The sequence below is a fragment of the Mesorhizobium sp. KR2-14 genome, assembly GCF_040049255.1.
GTDB lineage: Bacteria > Pseudomonadota > Alphaproteobacteria > Rhizobiales > Rhizobiaceae > Pseudaminobacter.
The window spans coordinates 30,447-51,366 of sequence record NZ_JBDZDR010000014.1; the positions used below are offsets into that span (position 1 = coordinate 30,447).

Annotated in this window: 25 protein-coding genes and 2 pseudogenes; 14 read left to right on the plus strand and 13 right to left on the minus strand. The window is 57.7% G+C overall.

Translation table 11 applies throughout. The features are described from left to right. Positions 1 to 468: 468 nt before the first annotated feature. Positions 469 to 1,041, plus strand: a complete 573-nt coding sequence (locus ABLE86_RS21910; protein ID WP_348781113.1) for a hypothetical protein — start codon at positions 469 to 471, stop codon at positions 1,039 to 1,041. Between the two features lie 29 nt (positions 1,042 to 1,070). Here the strand turns inward: ABLE86_RS21910 and ABLE86_RS21915 are convergent, their stop codons facing one another. Continuing rightward, the gene (locus tag ABLE86_RS21915) at positions 1,071 to 1,223 is read right to left on the minus strand and encodes a hypothetical protein (RefSeq protein ID WP_348781114.1); all 153 of its coding nucleotides are present in this window, start codon (positions 1,221 to 1,223) and stop codon (positions 1,071 to 1,073) included. 587 nt (positions 1,224 to 1,810) lie between these two features. On the opposite strand from ABLE86_RS21915, the gene ABLE86_RS21920 reads away from it, so the two are divergent. The 3 genes from ABLE86_RS21920 to ABLE86_RS21930 all read left to right on the plus strand — a co-directional run bounded on the left by ABLE86_RS21920 (position 1,811) and on the right by ABLE86_RS21930 (position 5,621). Beyond that, on the plus strand, positions 1,811 to 2,008 hold the full coding sequence (locus ABLE86_RS21920) for a hypothetical protein (protein ID WP_348781115.1): 198 nt from the start codon (positions 1,811 to 1,813) through the stop codon (positions 2,006 to 2,008). Positions 2,009 to 2,109: 101 nt separating this feature from the next. Further along, on the plus strand, positions 2,110 to 3,675 hold the full coding sequence (locus ABLE86_RS21925) for an HWE histidine kinase domain-containing protein (protein WP_348781116.1): 1,566 nt from the start codon (positions 2,110 to 2,112) through the stop codon (positions 3,673 to 3,675). Positions 3,676 to 4,958: 1,283 nt separating this feature from the next. Next, entirely contained in the window at positions 4,959 to 5,621 is a 663-nt protein-coding gene (locus ABLE86_RS21930; protein ID WP_348781141.1) for a hypothetical protein, read from the plus strand. Between the two features lie 13 nt (positions 5,622 to 5,634). On the opposite strand, the pseudogene ABLE86_RS21935 reads toward ABLE86_RS21930, so the two are convergent. Further along, a pseudogene (locus ABLE86_RS21935) lies at positions 5,635 to 5,774 on the minus strand (diaminopropionate ammonia-lyase); the annotation flags it as partial. 221 nt (positions 5,775 to 5,995) lie between these two features. Between ABLE86_RS21935 and ABLE86_RS21940 the strand changes: the two are divergent. Beyond that, positions 5,996 to 6,418: a VOC family protein gene (locus ABLE86_RS21940; protein ID WP_348781117.1), complete on the plus strand. Its 423-nt coding sequence runs from the start codon at positions 5,996 to 5,998 to the stop codon at positions 6,416 to 6,418. 180 nt (positions 6,419 to 6,598) lie between these two features. On the opposite strand, the gene ABLE86_RS21945 is transcribed toward ABLE86_RS21940, so the two are convergent. Beyond that, the gene (locus ABLE86_RS21945) at positions 6,599 to 7,180 is read right to left on the minus strand and encodes a peroxidase-related enzyme (protein ID WP_348781118.1); all 582 of its coding nucleotides are present in this window, start codon (positions 7,178 to 7,180) and stop codon (positions 6,599 to 6,601) included. A 304-nt stretch (positions 7,181 to 7,484) separates the two neighbouring features. Here ABLE86_RS21945 and ABLE86_RS21950 point away from each other — a divergent pair, with 304 nt between their 5' ends. The 4 genes from ABLE86_RS21950 (at position 7,485) to ABLE86_RS21965 (ending at position 11,113) form a co-directional block, all read left to right on the plus strand. Beyond that, entirely contained in the window at positions 7,485 to 8,582 is a 1,098-nt protein-coding gene (locus ABLE86_RS21950; protein WP_348781119.1) for a PAS domain S-box protein, read from the plus strand. A 526-nt stretch (positions 8,583 to 9,108) separates the two neighbouring features. Beyond that, positions 9,109 to 9,816, plus strand: a complete 708-nt coding sequence (locus ABLE86_RS21955) for a Crp/Fnr family transcriptional regulator (RefSeq protein ID WP_348781120.1) — start codon at positions 9,109 to 9,111, stop codon at positions 9,814 to 9,816. A 634-nt stretch (positions 9,817 to 10,450) separates the two neighbouring features. Continuing rightward, positions 10,451 to 10,759 (plus strand): hypothetical protein, encoded by a 309-nt coding sequence (locus tag ABLE86_RS21960; protein WP_348781121.1) that lies wholly within the window; start codon positions 10,451 to 10,453, stop codon positions 10,757 to 10,759. 48 nt (positions 10,760 to 10,807) lie between these two features. Continuing rightward, entirely contained in the window at positions 10,808 to 11,113 is a 306-nt protein-coding gene (locus tag ABLE86_RS21965) for a hypothetical protein (RefSeq protein WP_348781122.1), read from the plus strand. A gap of 528 nt (positions 11,114 to 11,641) precedes the next feature. Here ABLE86_RS21965 and ABLE86_RS21970 read toward each other — a convergent pair. Continuing rightward, positions 11,642 to 11,935, minus strand: coding sequence for a hypothetical protein (locus ABLE86_RS21970; protein WP_348781123.1), 294 nt, complete (start codon positions 11,933 to 11,935; stop codon positions 11,642 to 11,644). A 520-nt stretch (positions 11,936 to 12,455) separates the two neighbouring features. Here ABLE86_RS21970 and ABLE86_RS21975 point away from each other — a divergent pair. Beyond that, a complete protein-coding gene (locus ABLE86_RS21975) occupies positions 12,456 to 12,713 on the plus strand; it encodes a hypothetical protein (RefSeq protein ID WP_348781124.1) in 258 nt (85 codons plus the stop codon). An 855-nt stretch (positions 12,714 to 13,568) separates the two neighbouring features. Here ABLE86_RS21975 and ABLE86_RS21980 read toward each other — a convergent pair. Both ABLE86_RS21980 and ABLE86_RS21985 read right to left on the minus strand, forming a co-directional pair. Beyond that, positions 13,569 to 13,868 carry a DapH/DapD/GlmU-related protein gene (locus ABLE86_RS21980; RefSeq protein ID WP_348781125.1) on the minus strand — a complete coding sequence of 100 codons (300 nt, stop codon included), beginning with the start codon at positions 13,866 to 13,868 and terminating at the stop codon, positions 13,569 to 13,571. Then, positions 13,865 to 14,245, minus strand: coding sequence for a maltose acetyltransferase domain-containing protein (locus ABLE86_RS21985; protein WP_348781126.1), 381 nt, complete (start codon positions 14,243 to 14,245; stop codon positions 13,865 to 13,867). Before ABLE86_RS21985 ends, ABLE86_RS21980 begins: the two co-directional genes overlap by 4 nt. 188 nt (positions 14,246 to 14,433) lie before the next feature. Between ABLE86_RS21985 and ABLE86_RS21990 the strand changes: the two genes are divergently transcribed. Further along, entirely contained in the window at positions 14,434 to 15,051 is a 618-nt protein-coding gene (locus ABLE86_RS21990) for a recombinase family protein (protein ID WP_348781127.1), read from the plus strand. Here the strand turns inward: ABLE86_RS21990 and ABLE86_RS21995 are convergent. Beyond that, positions 15,033 to 15,389 (minus strand): hypothetical protein, encoded by a 357-nt coding sequence (locus tag ABLE86_RS21995; protein WP_348781128.1) that lies wholly within the window; start codon positions 15,387 to 15,389, stop codon positions 15,033 to 15,035. The genes ABLE86_RS21990 and ABLE86_RS21995 overlap by 19 nt on opposite strands. A gap of 644 nt (positions 15,390 to 16,033) precedes the next feature. Between ABLE86_RS21995 and ABLE86_RS22000 the strand changes: the two genes are divergently transcribed. Continuing rightward, the gene (locus tag ABLE86_RS22000) at positions 16,034 to 16,246 is read left to right on the plus strand and encodes a hypothetical protein (RefSeq protein WP_348781129.1); all 213 of its coding nucleotides are present in this window, start codon (positions 16,034 to 16,036) and stop codon (positions 16,244 to 16,246) included. Here ABLE86_RS22000 and ABLE86_RS22005 read toward each other — a convergent pair. Beyond that, positions 16,219 to 16,371, minus strand: coding sequence for a hypothetical protein (locus ABLE86_RS22005; RefSeq protein ID WP_348781130.1), 153 nt, complete (start codon positions 16,369 to 16,371; stop codon positions 16,219 to 16,221). The two genes, ABLE86_RS22000 and ABLE86_RS22005, sit on opposite strands and share 28 nt — an antisense overlap. Between ABLE86_RS22005 and ABLE86_RS22010 the strand changes: the two genes are divergently transcribed. Beyond that, complete coding sequence (locus ABLE86_RS22010) at positions 16,360 to 16,704, plus strand: hypothetical protein (protein ID WP_348781131.1); 345 nt, start codon at positions 16,360 to 16,362, stop codon at positions 16,702 to 16,704. The genes ABLE86_RS22005 and ABLE86_RS22010 overlap by 12 nt on opposite strands. Then, positions 16,704 to 16,988 (plus strand): hypothetical protein, encoded by a 285-nt coding sequence (locus ABLE86_RS22015; RefSeq protein ID WP_348781132.1) that lies wholly within the window; start codon positions 16,704 to 16,706, stop codon positions 16,986 to 16,988. The genes ABLE86_RS22010 and ABLE86_RS22015 overlap by 1 nt, the downstream gene beginning before the upstream one ends. A gap of 53 nt (positions 16,989 to 17,041) precedes the next feature. Here the strand turns inward: ABLE86_RS22015 and ABLE86_RS22020 are convergent, their stop codons facing one another. From ABLE86_RS22020 to ABLE86_RS22040, 5 genes and pseudogenes are all read right to left on the minus strand, one after another. Further along, positions 17,042 to 17,815 (minus strand): hypothetical protein, encoded by a 774-nt coding sequence (locus tag ABLE86_RS22020; protein WP_348781133.1) that lies wholly within the window; start codon positions 17,813 to 17,815, stop codon positions 17,042 to 17,044. 2 nt (positions 17,816 to 17,817) lie between these two features. After that, the gene (locus ABLE86_RS22025) at positions 17,818 to 18,486 is read right to left on the minus strand and encodes a hypothetical protein (RefSeq protein WP_348781134.1); all 669 of its coding nucleotides are present in this window, start codon (positions 18,484 to 18,486) and stop codon (positions 17,818 to 17,820) included. 112 nt (positions 18,487 to 18,598) lie between these two features. Beyond that, positions 18,599 to 19,090, minus strand: a complete 492-nt coding sequence (locus ABLE86_RS22030; protein ID WP_348781135.1) for a hypothetical protein — start codon at positions 19,088 to 19,090, stop codon at positions 18,599 to 18,601. Positions 19,091 to 19,100: 10 nt separating this feature from the next. Further along, a complete protein-coding gene (locus ABLE86_RS22035; protein ID WP_348781136.1) occupies positions 19,101 to 20,561 on the minus strand; it encodes a restriction endonuclease subunit S in 1,461 nt (486 codons plus the stop codon). After that, positions 20,558 to 20,797: pseudogene (locus ABLE86_RS22040) on the minus strand (SAM-dependent methyltransferase); the annotation flags it as partial. The gene ABLE86_RS22035 and the pseudogene ABLE86_RS22040, both read right to left, overlap by 4 nt. Between the last annotated feature and the right edge of the window lie 123 nt (positions 20,798 to 20,920).

The following is a 20,920-nucleotide window of genomic DNA, read 5'->3' on the forward strand; positions in this document are numbered from 1 at the left end:
AACAACTTCGACGTAGGCCGTGACCGGGTCGGCACAGCTACCGCTTTCATGGTGTCGCGAGCATTGGATGCGCATCTTTCCAGTCTTGTCGCGCCCCTTTACGGACATGCCGCCACCGCAGCATCCGCACCGCAGCAGGCCAGAAAGAAGCCGTTTGGCCTTCCGCTGTTTAGGAGGAGGCACATTGGCAAACTCTTCCTTCAGCCGCTGGACCGCGTAGAACGTCTCGGCATCCACAATTTGATAGTCAGGCTCTTCGCGGGTGACATGCTCACTCTTGTCCCGTGGCCGGATGACGCGCTTCTCAGCCTCGCCAACTACCTTCCGCAACTGATTCTTGTTCCAGGTCGGGCGGCCCACGTAGAGTGTATTGTTGAGGATGCCCGTCCCCCGCGATTTCATCCCGTTGATGGTGGAGGCATTCCAGTGGCCTCCACGAGGGGCTAGAATGCCGTCCTTGTTCAGACCTTGTGCAATCTGCCGAGCCGTATTGCCTGCGAGACGCTCTGCAAAGATGCGGCGAATGACTTCCGCCTCGACCTCGTTGACAAGAAGGCGGCCCTTATCGGACAGCTTGTCTGTGATCTCATGCTTCAAATGATAGCCGTACGGACGCCCTCCCATGTGCAGTCCGTCGCGCTCAAACTTCGGCTTCATGCCCCGATGGACTTTGCGGCCTGTCTCCTCGCGTTGCTCCTGGGCCATAACGGCATGGATGCCAGCCGTCATCTTCGTAAGCCTGCCACCGTTGTTCACAGCCCAAATCTCGAACCCGTGGAACTCGGCTTCATCCATGAGGGCCGTCATATCTGCGGCGCGACGGCTGATGCGATCCGTATGCTCAGCCAGCAGAATGTCGATCTCTTTATTCAGGAGCGCCTGAATGGCTGCTTGGGCTCCCTTACGGCCCTTGAATGCACTCCCAGAAATGGCATCATCGCGGAACTCCTTCACGACTGTCCAATCGGGTTGGCCCGCCGCATATTTGCGGCAGTACTCAATCTGATCGTCGTTGGACCGCTCATCCGACCCGTCGTGTGAAAACCGCCCGTAAATTCCTACGTGCTTCATTATTCACCTTCCCGAGTTTGCTGCTTTTCGCGCTCTTCACGCACGATACGGGAAGCGAGAGCTTCCAAGAAACGCTGCCAACCGGCAAGCGCTTCCGGAAACATTTGGTTCTGGTTCTCCTGGCTGAAATTGCCAGAACATGTTGTCGTCATTGAAAATGCTCAGAGGTTCACCGCCTGATGGGCGGGACCGGGGATGGCTACCCGGTCTCTGAGACTCGACGGAGAGACGGCTCCAAAGAATTGGGTTCATTTGTTGGCGGCAATCAATCGCGCGACGGCGGATCGGGAACTCAATGCCGACGGCGCGGGCGTCCTGGAATTTCTTCATAATAATAGCCTCGAAAATGGATGGCCCACACTTGGCGAAAATTGCCTGGGCTGCGATCCGTGTATCGTTCTCGGCTTGGTTGCTGCAATATAGAAATGACAGTTGCAGGCAAATCCACGAACTTCGGCCTATCCGCTCGCTGTGAACACGGTCGTTTTCGTCAACGAAAAATATCAGCAGCGTTAAGCCGAAGAACTTCAGAGCAGTATCATTTTGATGCGGATTGTGAGTTCAACAGCGAATAGCCCAGTGATCATCACACGACGAACTTCACCTGAGCCGTCCCGCACGAAGTTCCAGACGTTGGGCCGGGTATATTGCCGCGCCCATGCTCGTCAGATTATATCGCTCGCAGCCCAGGCATTTTGCGCCACCAACGGGCGAGTATTTTTTAGGAAGAGAGATTGCTTTGACGGACGAAATTTCGAGCCCGGTCCTAACGGCTGTGCGCAAGGACGACAAAGTCCTGCACTTCAAGATTGTGACGCTCTACGATCCCGAGATCGTGTCTGCTTTGCGGAAAATTCCCAATACCAAGTGGCACGCCGATCTGCGCGGATGGATTGTGCCTGCCGCCCACCTTCTGGTCACGAATCGCCGCCTGTGATCGACGAAAGTGCAATCCCGCTTGTCGCAGCGAGGCATTGGGAGCTACCTTATAAGCGGTCTTACGATGCCTGGGATACGTAATCCTTAGGATGGCGGATCATGCTCAGTGCCGGTGAAGTCGGCGCTAAAGCGACGAGTCTATTCACCTCGAACCGAGCTTGGGTTGCTTACCTGATGTTCGGGGGTGCCTATGCGGCACTCTTCGCCTTTGGCGCTTACACGGCGGACAACAGCGTGTTGGCGCTGGCGTGGCCCGCCAATGCATTCATGCTCGGCATGTTGATACGCTTTCCTCTGTTGGCGCGTCCTCCGGGCTGGATGGCCTGTCTCGTCGGGATCGGGATCGTCGCCGCGACACTCGGCTACGGCTTGACCGGGGCCGCGAGGCTGGCCGCGTACAATTTCGGTATCGTTGGCATCGGCTATATTCCGCTTTCCCGTTTCAGTCGGGCCGAGCAGCGCCTGGAGCGCCCGATGTCGGTTCTTTGCGTTCTCGCCGCCGTGATCCCCGCGTCGCTTTATGCCGGAATCGCGGGTGCGGTCCTGACCGGCTTTTTCGACAGCGCGGAAGGCGTGGACCCTTTCCGCTACTGGTTCTCGGTCGAGTTATTGAACCAGCTTGCCATATTGCCGATGATCCTGAGCTTCCCGGAAGAACGCCATTGGCCGCGACAACCGCCGCTCGCTCTACGTGATCATGCCCCAATCATCGTGCTGATGCTTTCAGGCATCGTGGGATTGATGTTCGGCGGCATGGCAGCCCTCGCATTCCCGGTTCCGGCCCTCCTTTTGTGCGCGATTTCGTATCGCGTTTTCGTAACAGCGGTGCTGACCTTTGCATTCTGCGTCTACACGATAGCTGCGATGGTGTTTGGCTACGTTGAGGTATCGAATTTCAGCCACTCGCAGGTGCTATCAATCGCAATCGGACGCGCACTGATCACTTTGGGGCCGCTCATCATCTCCACGACCACGGCAATCAGAAACGAGGTCGTTGAACAGATCAAGCACCTCGCCGCCGAGCGCGAGATCGTGTCCAATGAACTTGAACACCGGATCAAGAACCTTTTTGCTCTGGTCAACGGATTGGTCAGCCTGTGCGTTCGGGAAGACCCCGACCTGCGACCGCTAGCGGACAAGCTGAGAAATCGGCTCGTCGCGTTGCATCTTGCCCATGGCCTCATTCGGACAGGGAATGCGCCCTCGGACGCCGCCGATAGGCCAGCCTCGCTACAGGAGTTGATCGGCGTTCTGCTTAGCCCCTATGAGGATGACGCGAACAAACGATGCCTCATTGATGGTGACGATGCCCTCATCGAACCCGGCATCGTTAGCTCCCTGGCGCTGGTGTTCCATGAGTTGGCAACAAACTCGGCCAAGTACGGTGCCTTGAGTGATCACGAGGGCGTCCTGGAAGTCCATATCAGCCACAGGAATGACCAACTTTACATCAACTGGATGGAGAAGGCGGCAGGGCTGACTGGACAGGATGACGCCAGCCATGACGGTTTTGGCACCAAACTGCTCGACCTCACGATCAAATCGCAGTTGCGTGGCAGCTACACGCGCACCTGGACGGAAGGTCGCATGGCTGTCGCGATCATTCTGCCCTGGCAAATTCCCTCGCAGCCCAAAAGTGCCGCTAGCCTCGACCAGCGGATGTAAAGGGGGGTTGGCGTCTGCAAAGCAAAGACAGTTGACCGGGTACAACCGTGGCCTCTGTGCACATTGCACCTGCGGGAAGCATTCGAGTTTCAAGGGGCGGCCACGTCCTCCCCTGCGCTGAACATCAGGATGCCCAGACCAGCGGACGAAGTTCTTAAGATGAGGCTTGCGGCTACCAAAATATTGCACGCGGCTCCGTCGCCGTGAGATAAATAGCAGTATAAGCCCTTATCGGGCACATATACCCTCAGGCGGTTTATCGGGGTCAACGCCGCCCCAACACAGTGATACCGGGAATCAAGGCGTGGCGGATGAATCTGCCAGCCGCAGACCGGCGCGATGAGGCTGAGGGGCCGCCGAGTCGGACATCCCGCCCCAGATGGTAGGGAGTAACGGCTGCTCGACGGAGGCTTCGCTCCGTGAAAAGGCATTGAAAAAGATGGCGCGCGGTTTGACAACTCGCCGACGCGCCAGTGCACGCACGATCCTTCCATCGTCGATGCGTACGCGCTTCCGTTCCGTATGGAACGGATCACCGTTGGACCCTTAAGATCAACCGGATGCACAAGACCCGGAGACGTGAAAAAGGCCGAAGAGGCACACGTCCGGACAATCCTCAAGCATCACCAGTAGGTGTGGTTGGGTCGAAGTGGGGCTGCAAATAGCAGGTAAATGGCAACCGCCTGCGCCGGACAACACCGGCTACGTGGCTTATGGAAAAATTGGAAACCTCAGGGACTGAGAACCTCTAAAATCACTTCCTCCTGTCCTGCTCCGTTTTCGGAGCAGGACGGGGGGAAATAGAAGTGTGTCCTTGGGACTGATACGGAAGAATTAGCTGAAATCAATGTGGCAGCGGGCTCTCGATTGGGTTCCCTGCGTGATTCAATTGCTTGTTGGCATCAATTTTCAAGAAATCGCTAATGGCTGGAGTTACGAGCGAGCTTGGGAGCGAGTACTCCAGGCAGAAGCGATAGGGTCGCGAAGCGATCCCTGTCCCGTGTAGCGGTTCGAATGAAGTCACTCGGAATATCTCCTTGCCGGGCTCTGCAATCGCTCTTTAATGCGGCACTTTTTCCGCGCGGACTGCGGCGTGTGTGTTGTGATCTGGGTTTGATCTCAACTCGTGCAATTATCCTTATCCGCCCTCATTATTGAGCTTCCACGCCCTCTGCACCCACCACGCTTGTCCTAGTAAAAGTGCGTCTGCCGATCACTCCCACTGAACACTTGACGCGACCGCGCCTACCGGAGCTTTAATTGTCTGGGTGGGGAACAATTACATGATGAACCGATTGCCGATCTCCGAAGAGACCTGGAGACAACTCGTTGCATGCAATCAGCAAGCCGCCGAGGAAGGTTGGGCATCACCCGGAGTGTTTGCTACCGGCATAGGGCCTGAATACGATCCCGGAAGCAAACTGGCGTTGCTTTACGTCGGCAAGAGCGCAGGTCCATTGGGTACGCTGGTTGGTTCAGGCAGAGATCAGATTGCCAGCGGGATGGCTTCCACCAAGTGGATGATCGAAAAAAGAAACAAGTCAGCCTTCTGGCAAATGGTCGATCTTATTGACCCGTCGCGCCGTCGCATCGCTTGGACAAACGTCTGCAAGATGGACGAGGTGGGCGGCCAGAGGCCACCCCCGGCGCATCGATGGCAGGGCATATCAGAACCGCACCAGAGGGCATTGACGGAGGAAATTAAATACCTGTCCCCTCGCGTCATGCTCTTCGCTACCTCAGGGTATTGCGGCGATACGATTTCTGACGTGCTAGAGGAACTCGGTTACAGGAGCCAGCCGCTGAATTTTCGAGATGGCTACACTCGACTGAGCGCCACCTCCGACGGGGCATTCGCCATTGAAACACGTCATCCTCAGGGCTGGGCAAACCTGGAACGAAACCGTGTAGTCGAATTGGCAAGTAAGCTCCTACATCAATCCTGATCAAGGTCCCGTGGCCCGCCAAACTGGCAGCGCCGCTCTCACCCACCACAATGGGTCCTCGCCGATTGGCCGTGCGAGGCAGTTCATCGCCACCATTGCGTCCGCCTCTGCGACCGTCATGAAGGCGTCGGCAACTCGCGAGAGCACCCGCCACACCCAAGCACCCCGCATTACCGACGCCACATCCAACTAAGACACTACCGCTGTCCTTGCCTCGCTCGCGGAAATCTGGAATGTGTAAAAGCGTCTGAAACAGGTTAGGTCGGTGCGGTTGGCCCGGCCCCCGCGATGAGCGGGTCCTTCCGTCGCGTCTGCGGCGGCCCAAGACCTTGAACGCCTGCGCAATGATGCGGGGCGAACCAGAGGGCTTGGATATGCAGCAACAGATTTCCGTCGTCACGCTCGGTACCACCGATCTTACCCGCTCCCGCAAATTTTATGTTGAGGGATTTGGCTGGAAACCGGTGTTCGAGAACCCCGAGATCATCTTCTACCAGATGAATGGGTTCGTGCTCGGCACCTTCCTGAAGCGAGCGCTTGAACAGGACATGGGCCGAATAGGGCTTGTCGTCCCCGGAGCTTTCTCGCTGGCTCACAATGTTCCCACCCAGGAGGACGTTCCCACCGCAATGCGGCGGCTGGTCCTGGCGGGCGGAAGCGTGATCAGGGAAGCGGACGCTCCGCCCCATGGTGGTTTTCGTGGCTATGTCAGCGACCCGGATGACCACGCTTGGGAGATCGCCTGGAACCCGGCATGGACCATCGACGAGCGCGGTATGGTGACGTTCGGACTCTGATTGGCAATCCTGCTTCCACATATTGGCCGGGGACTGGAAGGTCCCCGTTCTCTTTGATCCGGTCTTTGTGGATCGCCCTGATGAGGACAATCATACATCGCCCATCCAACCCAGCTTCAAATAAAGTTCGTACACGGGATGGATGCAGGCGATGAGCAGCCTGCGCTCGCTGCGCCGTCTTCAACGGCGGCCAAGCAAATAGAACTCGTCGTTGGGGCGCAGGCTGGTGAAGTTCGCCAGACGGTTCGACATGCCGAAGAAAGCAGCGATGGCCGCTATGTCCCAAATCTCGTCATCGCTGAAGCCATGCTCACGTAGGGCCGCACTGTCGGCCTCGTCCACCGCCCAAGCCTCCTGCGACACCTTCATCGCAAAGTCGAGCATCGCTCGTTGTCGCGGCGTGATGTCCGCCTTGCGGTAATTGCCCGCGACCTGATCGGCAATCAGCGGGTCTTTGGCTCGGATGCGCAGGATCGCGCCGTGTGCAATGATGCAGTACTGGCACTGGTTTGCCGACGAGGTTGCGACCACAATCATCTCGCGCTCGGCCTTGCTGAGCCCGCCCTCTTTGTCCATCAGCGCATCGTGGTACGCCATAAAAGCGCGGAACTCGTCTGGCCGGTAGGCGAGCATGAGGAAGACGTTGGGAATGAAACCAGACTTTTCCTGCACTTTGAGGATGCGCGCACGGATGTCCTCCGGCAGCGACTCAAGTGCGGGAACGGGATAGCGGCTGATCGGGGTCTTGGTCGATTGGGCCATGTGGCGCAACTCCGGTTGAACCTGGGCGAGTGTTGGCGACATGGGCGACCGGCGTCAACGCTTTGCTCGCCTCGATGCTGGTTTGAGAGAACCGCGAGGAGACAGCAACCATCTGCGCTTATCAACCGACGGTTCGACAAGCCCGCTTAAGATGTGAAAGAAAGCGACAGTCCTGCCTGTCGATTCTTTTCACAATGCATTTTGGTTCCTTACGCGCGCCGGTCCTTCGGTTTGGGGAGGGCATGAAAGACGGTTTAACAATTTAGGCGTGCCGCGAATGGCCGTTTGGGATATCCTGTTTTGATTGACCTTGTTACTTTTCGGCTCCAGAGGTTGTGCGGTGGACAAGGGTGCCAAGCGGCTCGCGACGGATGCAGAGACATCCGACCTAGCCCGCGATACGCAACTCCTTGCCGCCATTGTTGAAAGTTCTCAGGACGGCATCCTGACCCAGAACCTCGACGGGACCATCACAAGCTGGAACAGCGGCGCTCAGCGGCTCTTCGGCTATCGCCCCGAGGAAGTCATCGGCAAGACCGTGATCATGCTTATGCCTGAAATGCTGCACGGCGACGAGATCGACATACAGGAGCGTATCCGGCGCGGTGAGCGCATTGATCCCTATGAGACGGTGCGCCTGCGCAAGGATGGCACCGCGATGCATGTTTCGTTGACTATCTCACCCCTGAAAAACATCAATGGCGAGATAACGGGTGCCTCAAGGGTTGCCAGGGACATCACGGAGCGCAAGCAAGCCGAGGACCAGCGGCGGCTGCTCCTGCAAGAAATGCAGCATCGCATCAAGAATGTCTTTGCACTTGCAAGCAGCTTGATCGCCCTGTCGGCCCCTCGCGCCAAGACGCCTGCACAGTTGTGCACCATGGCCCGTGAGCGGCTCGAAGCTCTCGCGCGCGCTCAAGCACTCACAGTCCCAGACGTGGACGACGCCTCCGGCAGCGTCCGTCAGCACACGACGCTGCATGAGTTGATCCGCACCATCCTGTCGCCTTGCTTGGATTCCGCCAACGATGAACGGCTTCGCATTACCGGCAGCGACTTCACTCTTTCCTCGCAAGCTGTGACGCCTCTCGCCTTGGTGCTGATTGAGTTGATGACAAACGCGACCAAGCATGGTGCGCTTCGGGAGCGCTCGGGCAGCATAGCGTTTGACTGCGCCGAAAGGCACGGCCAGATCGTCCTGGTCTGGACAGAGCGCGGGGGTGGCCCCGTCGAAGGACCTCCCGAGCGTGAAGGCTTCGGCACCCGCCTCAGCCAGATCGCCGTGGAAAAGCAACTCGGCGGCAGCATAAAGCGCGAGTGGAGAGCGCAGGGCTTGAAGGCGACCCTGAAACTTGACCCAACTTATCTGACACCCACTGACGCTTGCGAAAGCAGCCATTGAGGCACAGGCGCATCTCGTGAGCTTGGCCGAAGCGCCTCGCGTTATCTCCGAGACTTCGGAAGCCCTCTCGGGAGCGGCTGAGGCGGCTCCGTCCCCGGTCTAGGAGATCATCTGCCCAAATTGGGCATGAGGTGTGGGCGAAAAAAGAACCCCGCCGAAGCGGGGCTAAAGACGGCAAATGGCCCTTGTTCACAGAGCCGCCCCGTCATGCTCCTATGGGGCCATAGTAGCGCGGCAAACTTGCCAGAATGCTTTGAGAAGACAAGGCGCAGAAGCGGCTGAGCATGGTTCGTACAAAATCAAACATTCCCAGGGACGGGCATGCTCACCGGCTGGCGTCATCTTGCACGGGCATGTATCTTTTTCTCGACCCAGTTCTGGTAGAGCGTCAACTTCACAATCCCAGGAGCAAACCAGAAATCTAATTGTAGAATGAGAAATTTTCTGAATACATTAACTGGGCGGATTAATTATTTAGACCGTAAGGCATTGGCAGGCAATGTATTGTAATGCATGGATGGCGTCCATGTATAAGACGGCTTATAAAAATACCATCCTGCGCAAGATGAATCCAGATGATCTTCGTTTACTTGAAGATAAAATGGATCGTTTAAGGCTTCCTGCTCGGATGGACCTTGAGCATCGCGGTCAACCCATAGAATTCGTCTATTTCCTTGAATCGGGCATCGCGACAATCGTCGCCAGAATGCCGCGAGGGCGCGATGTCGAGGTGGGCCTGATCGGGTTCGAAGGCATGACCGGAACCGCTGCGGTGCTGGGGGATGGCTGCGCCGCGCATGAATGTTTTATGCAGATGGCTGGCGAGGGCATCCGGGTGCCAGTGGCCGCCCTGACCTCAGCGGCGGAACGGAGCGACCAACTGCGTAGCCTCCTGCTTCGCTATATTCAGAGCCTCTACGTTCAAGCCACCTACTGCGCGTTATCGAACGTCCGCTCAAGGTTCGAGGAGCGCTTGGCGCGACTATTGCTCAGGTGCCACGACAGGGTCATTGGCGACGTGCTCCCACTCACGCATGATGTTCTGGCGGTCATGCTCGGGGTGCGCCGTCCCGGAGTGACGCTCGGGCTTCACGTCCTTGAGGGAGAGGGTCTGATCCGCGCCAGCCGTGGCGAAATCACCATCCGCAACCGCCATGGCCTGATCAAACGAACCAACGGCAGTTACGGCGTTCCGGTCGCCGAATACAAGCGACTGATCGGGACAGGGAAGTGACGGCTCGGGAAAACAGCGTTCTATATCGAACCAACGGAGCCCCGAATATCGACAGAGACAAAGTCCCTCGCCACATTCGCCTTGTCGCTCTCGACCCCTCTCGACGAAAATGAGGTCAGTATGGCGTTTCACAGTTCCATTTCTGAGCGTTCGACGCATGAACTGGTCGAAGCCTACGTCCTGTCCCGAAGCAAGGCCAGATTTCTCTCCACACACTTGGCAATCCGCGCCATCCGCACACTGTCACCCGCCTGCGCAGTCTCTGACCGGGAGTTGGAGGACATGATCGAGGCCGCCGCCATAGCGCATGGCGTCGCCATCTCGTTTCTCCGTCAGGGCCGAGAGGGCAACTGTTGACTTGCCATCCCGAGCGTAATCTTCACGGCAGAAGCAGGTGCCCCGGCTGTCGGCCCTCCAAGAGGTGAGGACTTGTGCCAATCCGGTCCGCGCCGGTCCGCTGCAAGCTTGACATCGTAACACCGCCGACCGCCGAAATGGCCCGCACTGCCTCGGTACAGACTCATACATTCGGTAGACGCGGCAGGTTCATCAACCCATACTCAAAATCTCGACAGTCGAAGTAAGCGCTGTCGATGTCTGGGGGAAATCAGCCACAAGTCAGGAAGAGTTGCGTATGTGTTCCGACAGTCACCAGCAGTATCTCACATCCAGTGATATGGCGATGCTCGAACGTGTTCTAGCGCATCCCGAACTTCTCAAGCCGACAGATGGCCCCGCGCTACAGGATGGTGCAGCCAAGTATTTGATCCGCAAGTATCAAGAGGGATTGACCGACGAGGGCGAGTTGACCCTTGCGCTTGATCGATATGTGCGGGTTTGGCGGGCATGGTGGTCAAGGCCGCAGCATAGCGCCAAAATCTTGCCCTTCTTGGCCGCCGCCAAGGCTGGCCCTACGCATGTGATGCCAGACTTCCCCTCCTGAAACCCTCGAACCCGTTGTCCATGGCAGTATCTCCTTGAAGGAGGGATCATGCCCATAGCCATCACTGCCGACCTGCTTCATGCGGCAGATCAGATCGAGCAATTGACCAGTCTTGAGCGGTCCATTCTGCTTCGCCGCGCCGCCGCGCTCATCCATGGCTACTACATCCGTCTCGGGTCTATCGAGGCGCTGGCCGGTCCGTGTGGCATCACCTTCGACCTCAGCGCCATGGCTAGCGGAATCGACCTGTTTGGCGGCACGGCTATATCTGAGATGATGCGCGAGGCGGTCGTGGTGATCGGAATGTTGCAAGAGCAGGACGACGTGTTCTCTGCTCCCGTCGGACAGGGCTAGACCCAAGGGATTTACCGCTGGCGTCAACCAGCGGAAGGCAGCGCCGCGTTCAGAAAAAGGCGTGGCCTGAGTTCGAAAAAAGTTCGCCCGACGAACACGGGCGGTGCTGCATCGGGCGACGACGTGAAACGTCTGGTGGCTTTATGGGTCGTCAAGCTTGTCCGAAGCTGGCATGACCACCCTTGTTTTGCGGCGGTGCGTCGCTTTCCAGGCAGCCTACACAAACATAGACCATCGGTCCCACCAGGACCTTCACCGTCGCTGGGTTCTGGCAACGGGCACAGCGGCTTGGCCGCGCAACAACAAGGGGAGTCTCAAAGAACACGCAGGAAGAAGCGGCGATCCACGCGGCGCATGGTTCTAAGTGGCGGACAAAAAAGACCCTGCCGAAGCAGGGCCACATGTTTTGGAGGTATAATGATCCGCGATGCGCGTATAGCATCATCAAAAGTTTGCCACATGGGAGCCGAAAAACAAGAAGTTTCTCACCCCCCCCTCTCCAAAAGTGTTAACTTGGCCGCCGTGTTGTTAGCGTCTTGCTCGCAGCACTTCACTCCGTAGCTTTCTGATGACCGCGACGGCCTGGAGCATCGCCTCGTAGACCGCCTTCGGACCGAACAGTTCGATGTTGTAGGCCATCTGGCATAGGTCGAAGACCAGATCACCGGACCCGAGATCGTCCGTAAGCGGAAAATTCAACTCGGCGCGGTAATCGCGGATGATCTCGGCGGCGGCCACCAGCAATCTTCGGCGTTCGACGCAACTCACGTTATCAAGCATGTTCGCCGCGCGGAGCAGATAGGGAACGATGTCGGGGGCCATGGCACCTTCTACATCTGGGCGCGGCCTCGGTCGCAGGGTTGTAGTGAACCATAGGAATCTATGCGGAGGCGGACCGTAGACAACCGTCTTGCCCCTCTCAGTAATGAACATCGATGCGGAACTTGGCCGCAGCAGCAGACGATTCAACAAAGGCCCCGCCGTAGCGGGGCGAAGAATGGAGGTTTTGGGGAGATGCCGGGTAACGAGGAGGCCCAGCGCAACAGCCAAACCGCCGAGCCTCACATCGTCTCTGGTCAGCTTTGGAATTGTGCCCGACCCGCGCCAGAGATCAACGGTTATTCACCTTTCTCCTACAAAAGTAGTAGCCTATGGAGCCCCTCGGCGACCGCCGCTGTTCGGCATCATGTCTGAGCGGTCCTCTTCCGCGCCGGTCGGCGCGTCGGCCAGTAGGTGCCGGAAGTAGCCCTTTGACGGCGCGCGCCCAATTACTGGTTGGTACCATCGGCGTGAAAATCGGCGTTATAATTGTGGTGGCGCTGGTGAGCGCGGAGCCGACATCATGTCCGGGCATCACGACAACGATTACTATATAAATTTCGTATTGATGCTGTGCGCAATGCTGCTGCTAATCATGCTCGGCGTCATCTGGATTTACCAAGATTACGAAGGTTTGCAGATGGAAAAGGAGGCGCTAGCCATGTGTGGCAAGTATGGCGGCGACAAGATAGTGCACGACACCGAGAAGGGCGACCGGTGCGTTGACAGCCACACTGGCAAGCAAATCCATCGACTGCCCGTGACCAGCGCCCGAAGATGAGATCGACGAGAGATTGAATTGTACGCCAATGCCCCTGAGGCAAAGCCGGGACATACTCATAAGGGACCGCCTCTGACTAGGTAGCCCGCCGTCTCGGGGGGCGGCGGGCTTCGGGCAGGCGCTCTGCTGGAGGGACAGAGCGCATCAATCAACGAGAGCAGGTCACAGAGGTTCCATCCTACTCTTTAAGCTTCCTACGCTGACGCTCCGTCCGAATGCGTAAGGGCGCTGGTCCGTTGGGCCTCCTTCCGCCTGGACAATAACCCTCTCGATGCAGACCGATGGTCAGCGAGACGATCTGGTCCGGAGTGAAACCGAGCACACCAAGCGACCTGATTCTAGCCAGTGCCTCATTGAGCGCGGCTGGCTCAACGATGTGCAGAACTTCGGCAACCTGCTGTAGCATCTCCAGCAGGTCTGAATCATTGTAGCGGCGCATTGGGATGCAAACCTATCTACGACACGCTGGCAGCTTATGTGGATGCCTCGTGATACAAAACGCCCGCCTGCCGAGGTACAGCAGGCGGGTCGGCCCATGTCAGGAGAACGTTGGCCCAGAAAGCCTTCTCGCCACCAGGGCAATATGGTGCGCACTAGCCAAGCGCCCAGTCCCGCCCCGCAAAAAAATGTGTCGCGAATTGCAAGTCCTCGACTGGGCTCTTTCGTAAGAGGCTAGTCGATATCTTCGACCGCCTCGGTCTCTGCGGCCTCGTAAAGTTCCTTCCCTGGCGCTCAGGCGAACTCAGTTCGCCGACCAAAGCGCCACGGAAACGCAGATCGCGGTAGTTGTCTCGGCGGGCCACGTACGTTTGCAACGCTTGTCGCGGGCGAAGTCAAAGTTCAACTCGGCTGTGCCTACCCGAACTTGAGCTTGTCGGCATCGGTGATCGGGCGAACCACTCTGCCGGGATTTCCGGCGAACAGGACCATTCGAGGAACATTTTTTGTCACAACGCAGCCTGCGCCAATAACGCAGCCCTCGCCGAGCGTGACCCCAGGCAGGAGCGACACCCCTCCGCCGAGCCACACATTGTCGTGGATCGTGATGGGCAGGGCATATTCGAGGCCCTGATTGCGGCGCGCGACATCCATCGGGTGGCCTGCGGTGTAGATGCCGACATTCGGAGCGATAAAGACGTTGGTACCGATGGTCACCTTCGCGCCGTCAAGGATGACGAGATTGACGTTGGCGTAGAGTTCTCGCCGATCTCGATGTTGAAGCCATAGTCGCAATGAAATGGCGCTTCGATAAGGAAGTTCTCGCCTGTCTTGCTGAGCAGCGACTTTAGCAGGTCTTTTCTTTTCTCCGCCTGCCGAGGATGGGTGTGATTGAAATCGAACAAGACAGCCTTGGCATGATCCCTGAAGCGGATGAGTTCCTCATCATAGTTCGCATCGTAGAGCAGACCTGCTGCGGCCTTCTGCATCTCGTTCATTGCCTTGCCCTTTCCGGTCAGGATCAACTCTCGACCCGTGCGCTTGCCAACATCCAGCAAACGCTGCGCGTCTTGGAAGCAAGTTGAAGCCTTCACCCCGCACGGGGTTCCAGTACCACGACACAAGTTTCGGCATCAGCCGTCCTATTTGGGTGAACCCACGCAATAATAAATTGCGAGACATTTTTCCGTGCCTAATGATGTCTCATATGGGTTTCCTTGACATTTTCGAGACACTCCCGTAGTTGTCTCTAAGACCCATACGAGACAGAGCGGCGGTGAAAATGGCTGTAATCGGCTACGCGAGAGTGAGTTCGGACGATCAAAGCCTTGATGTGCAACTTGCGAAGCTGGCCAAAGCAGGGGCCGAGCGGATTTTCGCCGAGAAGAAAAGCGGAACGACTCTGGACGGTCGCTCGGAGTTCCAGGCGCTCATGAAGTTCGTGCGCGATGGGGACGAAGTGATCTGCACCCGTATTGACCGTTGCGCTCGCTCGATGGCCGACTTTCAGCAAATACTCACCGAGTGGAAAGCAAAGGGCGTAAGGTTCCGAGCGATTGATCAAGCCGGGGTGGTTCTCGATGGCAGCCCAACGTCGGACCTTTTCATGAACCTCCTTATGGCATTTTCTGAATTTGAAACCCGGCTGCGACGTGAGCGTCAGCTTGACGGGATCGCGGCAAAGAAGGCGGCTGACAAGGCAAAACCGAAGCACGAGCGAACCTACCAAGGACGGCCCGCAACAATCGACGCATCAGAAGTCCGCCGCTTGCGAGCCGTGGAAGGGCTGGGTGCAACGGAGATCGCGAAGCGGCTTAGCATCGGTCGCGCGAGCGTTTATCGCCTCCTGCAAGGAGCCCAATCCATATCCGGCGATGCCCATTACAATGGCACCGATTGAATCCAATCGCTGACTGCAATGCGGGCGGCGTCTTCGTCTGCGATCAAGTCGGCGTCATCGACCCAGTAAGCCTCGATCACCGTGTGTGTTGCTACCGGTTCCATCAGCCGACCGTCTCGCCACACTGCGCGAGCGCTAACGGACCAACCCTCTTCGGGATGTTCAATGACGATGTGCCAGCACGTGGCATCGGCGGGAACGCCGTACCTGCTCCAGGTCCGACGGCTCGTGATGCAGGCACCTTCGACGGTGCAGATTTGGTTGCCCTCGGGCGATAAATATCGGCGTATGATGCGCTGCACGGCGAGGTTATTCGCCATTTCTATAATCGTATCCATGACTGGTCTCCTTCGAAAAGCATGCAACGGTTGCATTCCTCCGCCGGTATTTAGCTAAGGTGACCGATATGCTGGGGGTGAGCCTACTGAACTCGTACAGCGCCCTGCGCGACCTGGGGCTTGTGCGCTCGAAACGTGATTACTGCCGCCGACTACTCGGGCGGGGTCCGTCGTATCTAAAAGATTACGCCCGCGATGGGCGCGCTATGGCGCGGGTTTCGCCAAAGACAGTTGCGGTTTTGCGAGCGCGCCTGTGCGCCATCGCGGGGCGGCTTCCGACGGTGATCGCCGCAGAGGTCATGGAGGTAGTCCAAGGGATCGACCGGGCCTGTCAGGTGGCCGATATCATTCGGCGCGGACGGTAATAGGTGAACGTCAGGATGCAAGCCGGTCAGCGTTTAGGGGATCGGGGCGTCGATCTCAGGGCCATGCTCTGGGGTCGGGGAACACGCCACCTTGGCAGTCGGTTCCGGGATGCGGACTTAAAACTCGGTTAAATCCCTCCACCAAGCGCTGGCTTGCCGTTACCGAAGCTGACAGTAATTAAGGAAATGCTGTCGGAGAAAGGGTTCCAACTTTCATCGTGCGCATCATGCCGACGGCGCGACAGTAGCAGACGCCCCAATTAGCCGAGGGGGAGGACTATGCATAAGTTTACCGTAGTTATTACAGCCGAAGTCGAGGCCGATACCGTCGAGGAAGCCGCCTTGCTTATGTATCAGGGGATATCCAAGTGGCCGCCTCTTCAGTATTCGGTCACCGATGAGTCGAAGAGTACAACTGTTCTTGTGCTGGATCGAAAAACGGCGGATGAGTTTGCCAGCGTTGATCACACCGCAGACCCCGGCAATTGGTAGGGCATGGCAAAATCGACAGCCGCACCGCTGCGGTCCATCAGGTCACTCGGCGTCTGGTTTTGGATGATCAGGATCAGGCTATCTTCGATGGCAAAAATCGAGGGGGCCGATTGATGCGCCTGCACTACGTCCTCCTCCGCGCTCCTCCTTCGGAGATCATTGTTAGCCCATTCCGCTGGGTCGCCGGTACCTATTGGGACTGGGACTTGATCGGTTTCGATCTCGGGCCAATCGGGGCAGAATGCTCCTTGGGCAGTGATCGGCTCGAACGGTTTTGCCGGTCCTGGCGTATCTTCCGGATAGTCTTCCGCCCGCTGAAGCTCGACATCCGCCTGGAGGTGGACAGCAACTGTTGGCTTATCGGATATGACATGGCCGCGCCCTGGGATCATGGGCTGTACCTGGGGCCGATCAATTTGCAAGTCGAGTACAACGTGAGATATGCGGAGGATTACTGATGGCCGACGACAACCTTCGTGCCACTGTGCGCCTCCCTCTGGGCCGTCAGGGCACGATCATCAAAGTTCACAAGCCTCAGGACGACGGCATGCCACCTGCTTACGATGTGGAAGCCGACGACGGCGAGATCACCACGATGGTCGAGATCGCCGAGGGCGAACTGATCCCGCAAGAAGATTTCGACTGTCTTATTGCCGTGGTGCGCGGCATTAGGGACGGCACCATCAAGACCACCACTTGGACCGCTGACCAATACTGTAAGTGGCTCTCCGGAGAACGGTGAGGAGGTCGATCTGTCGAGCAAAATATTGATGATGCCCAGTCGCCCGAGCCATTTCATTCGGCGTTTTCGTGCACCCAGGTGACCCGCCCTGCTCCGGCAGAAAACTTCTCGTCCAGGTGCTTAAGCGCCTTGGCGCGAGCTTCACAAGAGGTCTTGGCCTCGACCACAAGCATCCCTATCCCGCCCTTCGCGGTCCCGGTAGTATAATAGGTGAGAGACCACTCCTTCGCGGGGGCATTGTCCTCCAGGAGGTCGTCCACGTCATCCCACGCGGCCAGAGCGTTGTCGATGGACTCGTTCGCGAGCACAGGCAGATTGCGGCGATCCATGTGGCACAGGACGGCGGGTACATTCTGTCCCCACGGGTCGCGGAACGATTTGTCCTCCATCCGCATTAACCGACCGCCATACTTGGTGCTGTTCAGGTGTTTGAACGCCAGATCATAGAGGCGGCGCAAGTCGGGTTTCTCAGCATAGTACCGGATGGGATTGCCCTTGGCAGCTTTCTGGTCGAGCAGATGAACGGCAGTTGCGATGATGCGCGATAGGCCGGTTTTCTTCAGCACGCCGAGCGTGCCAACCTCGTAATCCCGCGTCCCGTTGTTGAAGTGGACCTCCCAGCACTGTTTGTACTTGAAGAGCACAAACTCCAACTCTTGTCCGTCGATTTCCGCGTCATACAGGAATATCGCAGACACATTTGGGACCTTTACTTTGAACTCCTCGCTCTTTTCGTGATTGTACGTCAGGGTGAGCGGGTTCTCGAACACCTCGTTCAGTGTGATGTTCAGCCCCTCGACCAAATTGGTCGCGTCACGCATGTTCATAGCTATTGATCCCCCAGAGGCTTCTTCGAAATAAAATAGCGGAGGTCCTTGAACTCTTCTCCTTCGCCCCATGCAGCAGCCTGTTTGAGCCATTCCCCCTTCGGGAACAGTTCGAGTTTGTCCTCTCGGGCCAGACCGACGGTCATTCCGTTGTCCTCTGCCTCAGCCATGCGGTCGATCCAGAACCGCTGACCTGCTGGGGTGACGGAGGGGGCGCTGACGACCGCGTCGAAGCCGTCGAGGAGCATATGGACGATGCCGGAAGTTCCTCCGATCAGGCCAGGGGCAGCGCGACGCCAAACGGCAACTTGTGTTGCGGCGATCCCTAGCTGATCAAGCTCCGCGATCTCGCACCGGAGATGATATGTCAGAGCAGCTTCCGACTTCTTATAGATGAATATCTCAATGAGGGCGGCTTGCGTGCTGATGCCAAGCACGACGCGATCATCCGCATGGAGCACCTTGTGCGAACCTGCTAGGAGACGCTGCGCCTGCTGTCGGTTATGGTCGCGATCACTCAAGCCGAAATCGTCCGCCGTGTGTGAGACGGGCATAACGAACGGTTTCAAAACCGTCTCCCTACCTCCTTGAGCAAGCACCTGACGGTGGTCAGGAGAAAAATTGTTCGCGCGCTCCAATTCAATACCTGCTCCATGATGATGGACTGACATCACAGAGCAAACCACACAATCCAAATTTGAGAAGGAAATTCTGCCTACTATCGGCTACACACCTTTGCGCCGCGCGGGGTGCGGCATCAGCCGAGAGCCGATGGAGCCGCGCTCATTCAGGTTCGACGTTCGTTGCCGCCCACGCAAATACACGTTCCTGCTGTTCGCCCAGGAACGCCTTCTCGTCGGCAATCACGTATTCCAGCGCACGTGCTGCTTCGACGAAACCACTGAGCGTCTGCGGCTCCATATCGCCGGTGGCGACGTTCTGCTGGTTGACAACGATGGCACTGAGCAGCGGCCATCCCCTCCCGTGAGCATAGTCAATCAGGTCGCCGAGATGACCGTTGACGGCGTATCGCACCTTCGACCATTCCGCGCCGCTCGCGTCGGCCAATTCCTTGTAGGACAGGAACCGTCGTTCGGCAGCAGCCTTGCGGATCAAGTCGAACGACTTCTGGAAATCGAGGCCGTGCCCCTTGCGCCGCGCCAGTTCATCCAAGGCATCGAGGTAATAGGGCGCGTTGAGCTTGCCGTTTTTGCGGTGATTGTCGATGACGTTCCGCAACTGTTGATCGCTGTGATCTCCGATTGGTTTCGCCATTGGCTTCTCCCTATGCTCCCGCCCTGGTCTTCCTTCCTCGCTTTGGCGTGGGTGCCGCGCCTCGCTCGGCCCTGATCCGTTCCAGCAACACGGAGGCGGGTTCGTCGGCGGGGTCTTGCGGCACTAATTCGCCCCGGAAGGCTTTGGCAAGCACAGTCTGATCGAGCCGGTCGATCAATCTGCGTGCGCTGGTTGCTTCGGAGGCGAGTCGGTCGATCCAAGCAAAGGCGGTGCGGATACGATGAGCCACCTCTTGCTGTTCGGCGGGAGGCATCACAGGAACCCCAAGCCGCCGCAGCTTCGTACCGTTGACGTTCGCCTGCCCGACTTGCTGGTTGACGACGGACGCAACCCATTCCCGCCCGACCGCGGAGTTGATGTAGGCACACAATAGACGGGGCATGAGGCCACACGCCCTGATGCGGATCAGGTAGGAGGCAAAGGACGCTTGGGCTGGCTCACCTTCATATACAGCCGATTTGCCAACCAACTCTGCACTGTTGGTTCGGTTGAACAAGATATCGCCGGAGTGCAACAGCAACTCCGGAAACTCATGGTGATCCCGAGGCAGATACTTCAGGGAAGTTAGCTCCAGTTCACCGCCCTGGAGGTTACCCATGCGCAAAACGGCAACGCCGTTGCCATCCTCGTTGGTTTTCGCCGAGGTACCATACTGGATCAGGCATGATAGCTGATCTACCGACGCCCACATCCAGCCTGTTGGCAGATCAATATTCGGTCGCCAGTCGATTTCATCTGCGGCACTGTATCGAGATCGAGTGGACAGCGTCACCCAGGCCGTTTTCCGTAGCTCTTCAAGGCTCTCACGTGACACCCGATCCGGCACATTGTGTGCTCGCCATTCCCGCGTCAAATCCCCTCGGAATGCCGCCGCGAGCACAGCCTGTTTGTACTTCTCGACGAGCCGGGGAATGTGGTCGAGGTGATCGCGGGCGCGTCTGGACTTGCTAGCAAGGCTGTCGATCTTCGCCACGATCCGCCGCTGCTCGGAGAGCGGAGCAACGGGCAGGCTGAGTTCTGAGAGGATCGTCGCGTTAGCACCTGGCTGTGCTGTCCCTTTCGATACGGTCTGTATTTGTGACCAGTAGTCGCTCGACTGCATGAATGCCCATGCATAACGAGGTTCAAACTGTCCACCCAATCGAACGCGGATGAGATAAGAGGCAAAAACAGCCTTTTCGGGAACGGTGTCGATCAAGTAACTCTTGCCTGTGGTCGCGCCAGTGCGGGCGATCACAATATCGCCAGCGCTCAAGAGCACCCGATCATCAGGCAAGTCAGTACAGCGTGGAACGTTATCCCAATTTACTGCTCCGTCTTGAATGTCCGTTATACGCAGCAGTTTCGGTAGAACTCCACTCATCGTGGACGCTGTTGTAAAGCCATAGGCAATGTCGTTTGCCACATCGCCCAGTCGGGCGACACTCCAACCACTCGGCATCCCAGTCATTCCGCAGCCTCCGCGAAGGCAGCGACTCCCTCAACGCTATCCGGCTCAATCTCTTCTGCCAGTGCTTCGATCTCCTCCAGCGCGGCCTTGAGGTGACCGATGATGGCGGCTGCGATGTCCTCTGGCTCGGTGAGTGCCTCCTCGGCTTCGGCCTCAGTGTCGCGCAGCCACGCGATGTCGAGATTGTCGTTGCGGGCGGCAATGGCCTCGCGGGTGAAATTGCGCCAGCGCCCATCTGTTGATTTCCGCCAGGAACTGACCCGGGATTTCCGCCGAGAATTGACCCGCCTTTCAGGTATGTTTCGGTTCGGTGGTGGTGGTCAAGGTCCTGCTTTTCCCCTTCGTGGTTTTGGTTTCAT

Coding starts and splice junctions, on each gene's coding strand:
- ABLE86_RS21925 (WP_348781116.1), top strand. CDS start 2,110: ATGCTCAGTGCCGGTGAAGTCGGCGCTAAAGCGACGAGTCTATTCACC.
- ABLE86_RS22000 (WP_348781129.1), top strand. CDS start 16,034: ATGCATAAGTTTACCGTAGTTATTACAGCCGAAGTCGAGGCCGATACC.
- ABLE86_RS21975 (WP_348781124.1), top strand. CDS start 12,456: ATGTCCGGGCATCACGACAACGATTACTATATAAATTTCGTATTGATG.
- ABLE86_RS21960 (WP_348781121.1), top strand. CDS start 10,451: ATGTGTTCCGACAGTCACCAGCAGTATCTCACATCCAGTGATATGGCG.
- ABLE86_RS21930 (WP_348781141.1), top strand. CDS start 4,959: ATGATGAACCGATTGCCGATCTCCGAAGAGACCTGGAGACAACTCGTT.
- ABLE86_RS21965 (WP_348781122.1), top strand. CDS start 10,808: ATGCCCATAGCCATCACTGCCGACCTGCTTCATGCGGCAGATCAGATC.
- ABLE86_RS21970 (WP_348781123.1), bottom strand. CDS start 11,935: ATGGCCCCCGACATCGTTCCCTATCTGCTCCGCGCGGCGAACATGCTT.
- ABLE86_RS21940 (WP_348781117.1), top strand. CDS start 5,996: ATGCAGCAACAGATTTCCGTCGTCACGCTCGGTACCACCGATCTTACC.
- ABLE86_RS22030 (WP_348781135.1), bottom strand. CDS start 19,090: ATGGCGAAACCAATCGGAGATCACAGCGATCAACAGTTGCGGAACGTC.
- ABLE86_RS22035 (WP_348781136.1), bottom strand. CDS start 20,561: ATGACTGGGATGCCGAGTGGTTGGAGTGTCGCCCGACTGGGCGATGTG.
- ABLE86_RS21915 (WP_348781114.1), bottom strand. CDS start 1,223: ATGACGACAACATGTTCTGGCAATTTCAGCCAGGAGAACCAGAACCAA.
- ABLE86_RS21990 (WP_348781127.1), top strand. CDS start 14,434: ATGGCTGTAATCGGCTACGCGAGAGTGAGTTCGGACGATCAAAGCCTT.
- ABLE86_RS22010 (WP_348781131.1), top strand. CDS start 16,360: ATGCGCCTGCACTACGTCCTCCTCCGCGCTCCTCCTTCGGAGATCATT.
- ABLE86_RS22025 (WP_348781134.1), bottom strand. CDS start 18,486: ATGTCAGTCCATCATCATGGAGCAGGTATTGAATTGGAGCGCGCGAAC.
- ABLE86_RS22015 (WP_348781132.1), top strand. CDS start 16,704: ATGGCCGACGACAACCTTCGTGCCACTGTGCGCCTCCCTCTGGGCCGT.
- ABLE86_RS21995 (WP_348781128.1), bottom strand. CDS start 15,389: ATGGATACGATTATAGAAATGGCGAATAACCTCGCCGTGCAGCGCATC.
- ABLE86_RS22020 (WP_348781133.1), bottom strand. CDS start 17,815: ATGAACATGCGTGACGCGACCAATTTGGTCGAGGGGCTGAACATCACA.
- ABLE86_RS21945 (WP_348781118.1), bottom strand. CDS start 7,180: ATGGCCCAATCGACCAAGACCCCGATCAGCCGCTATCCCGTTCCCGCA.
- ABLE86_RS21955 (WP_348781120.1), top strand. CDS start 9,109: ATGTATAAGACGGCTTATAAAAATACCATCCTGCGCAAGATGAATCCA.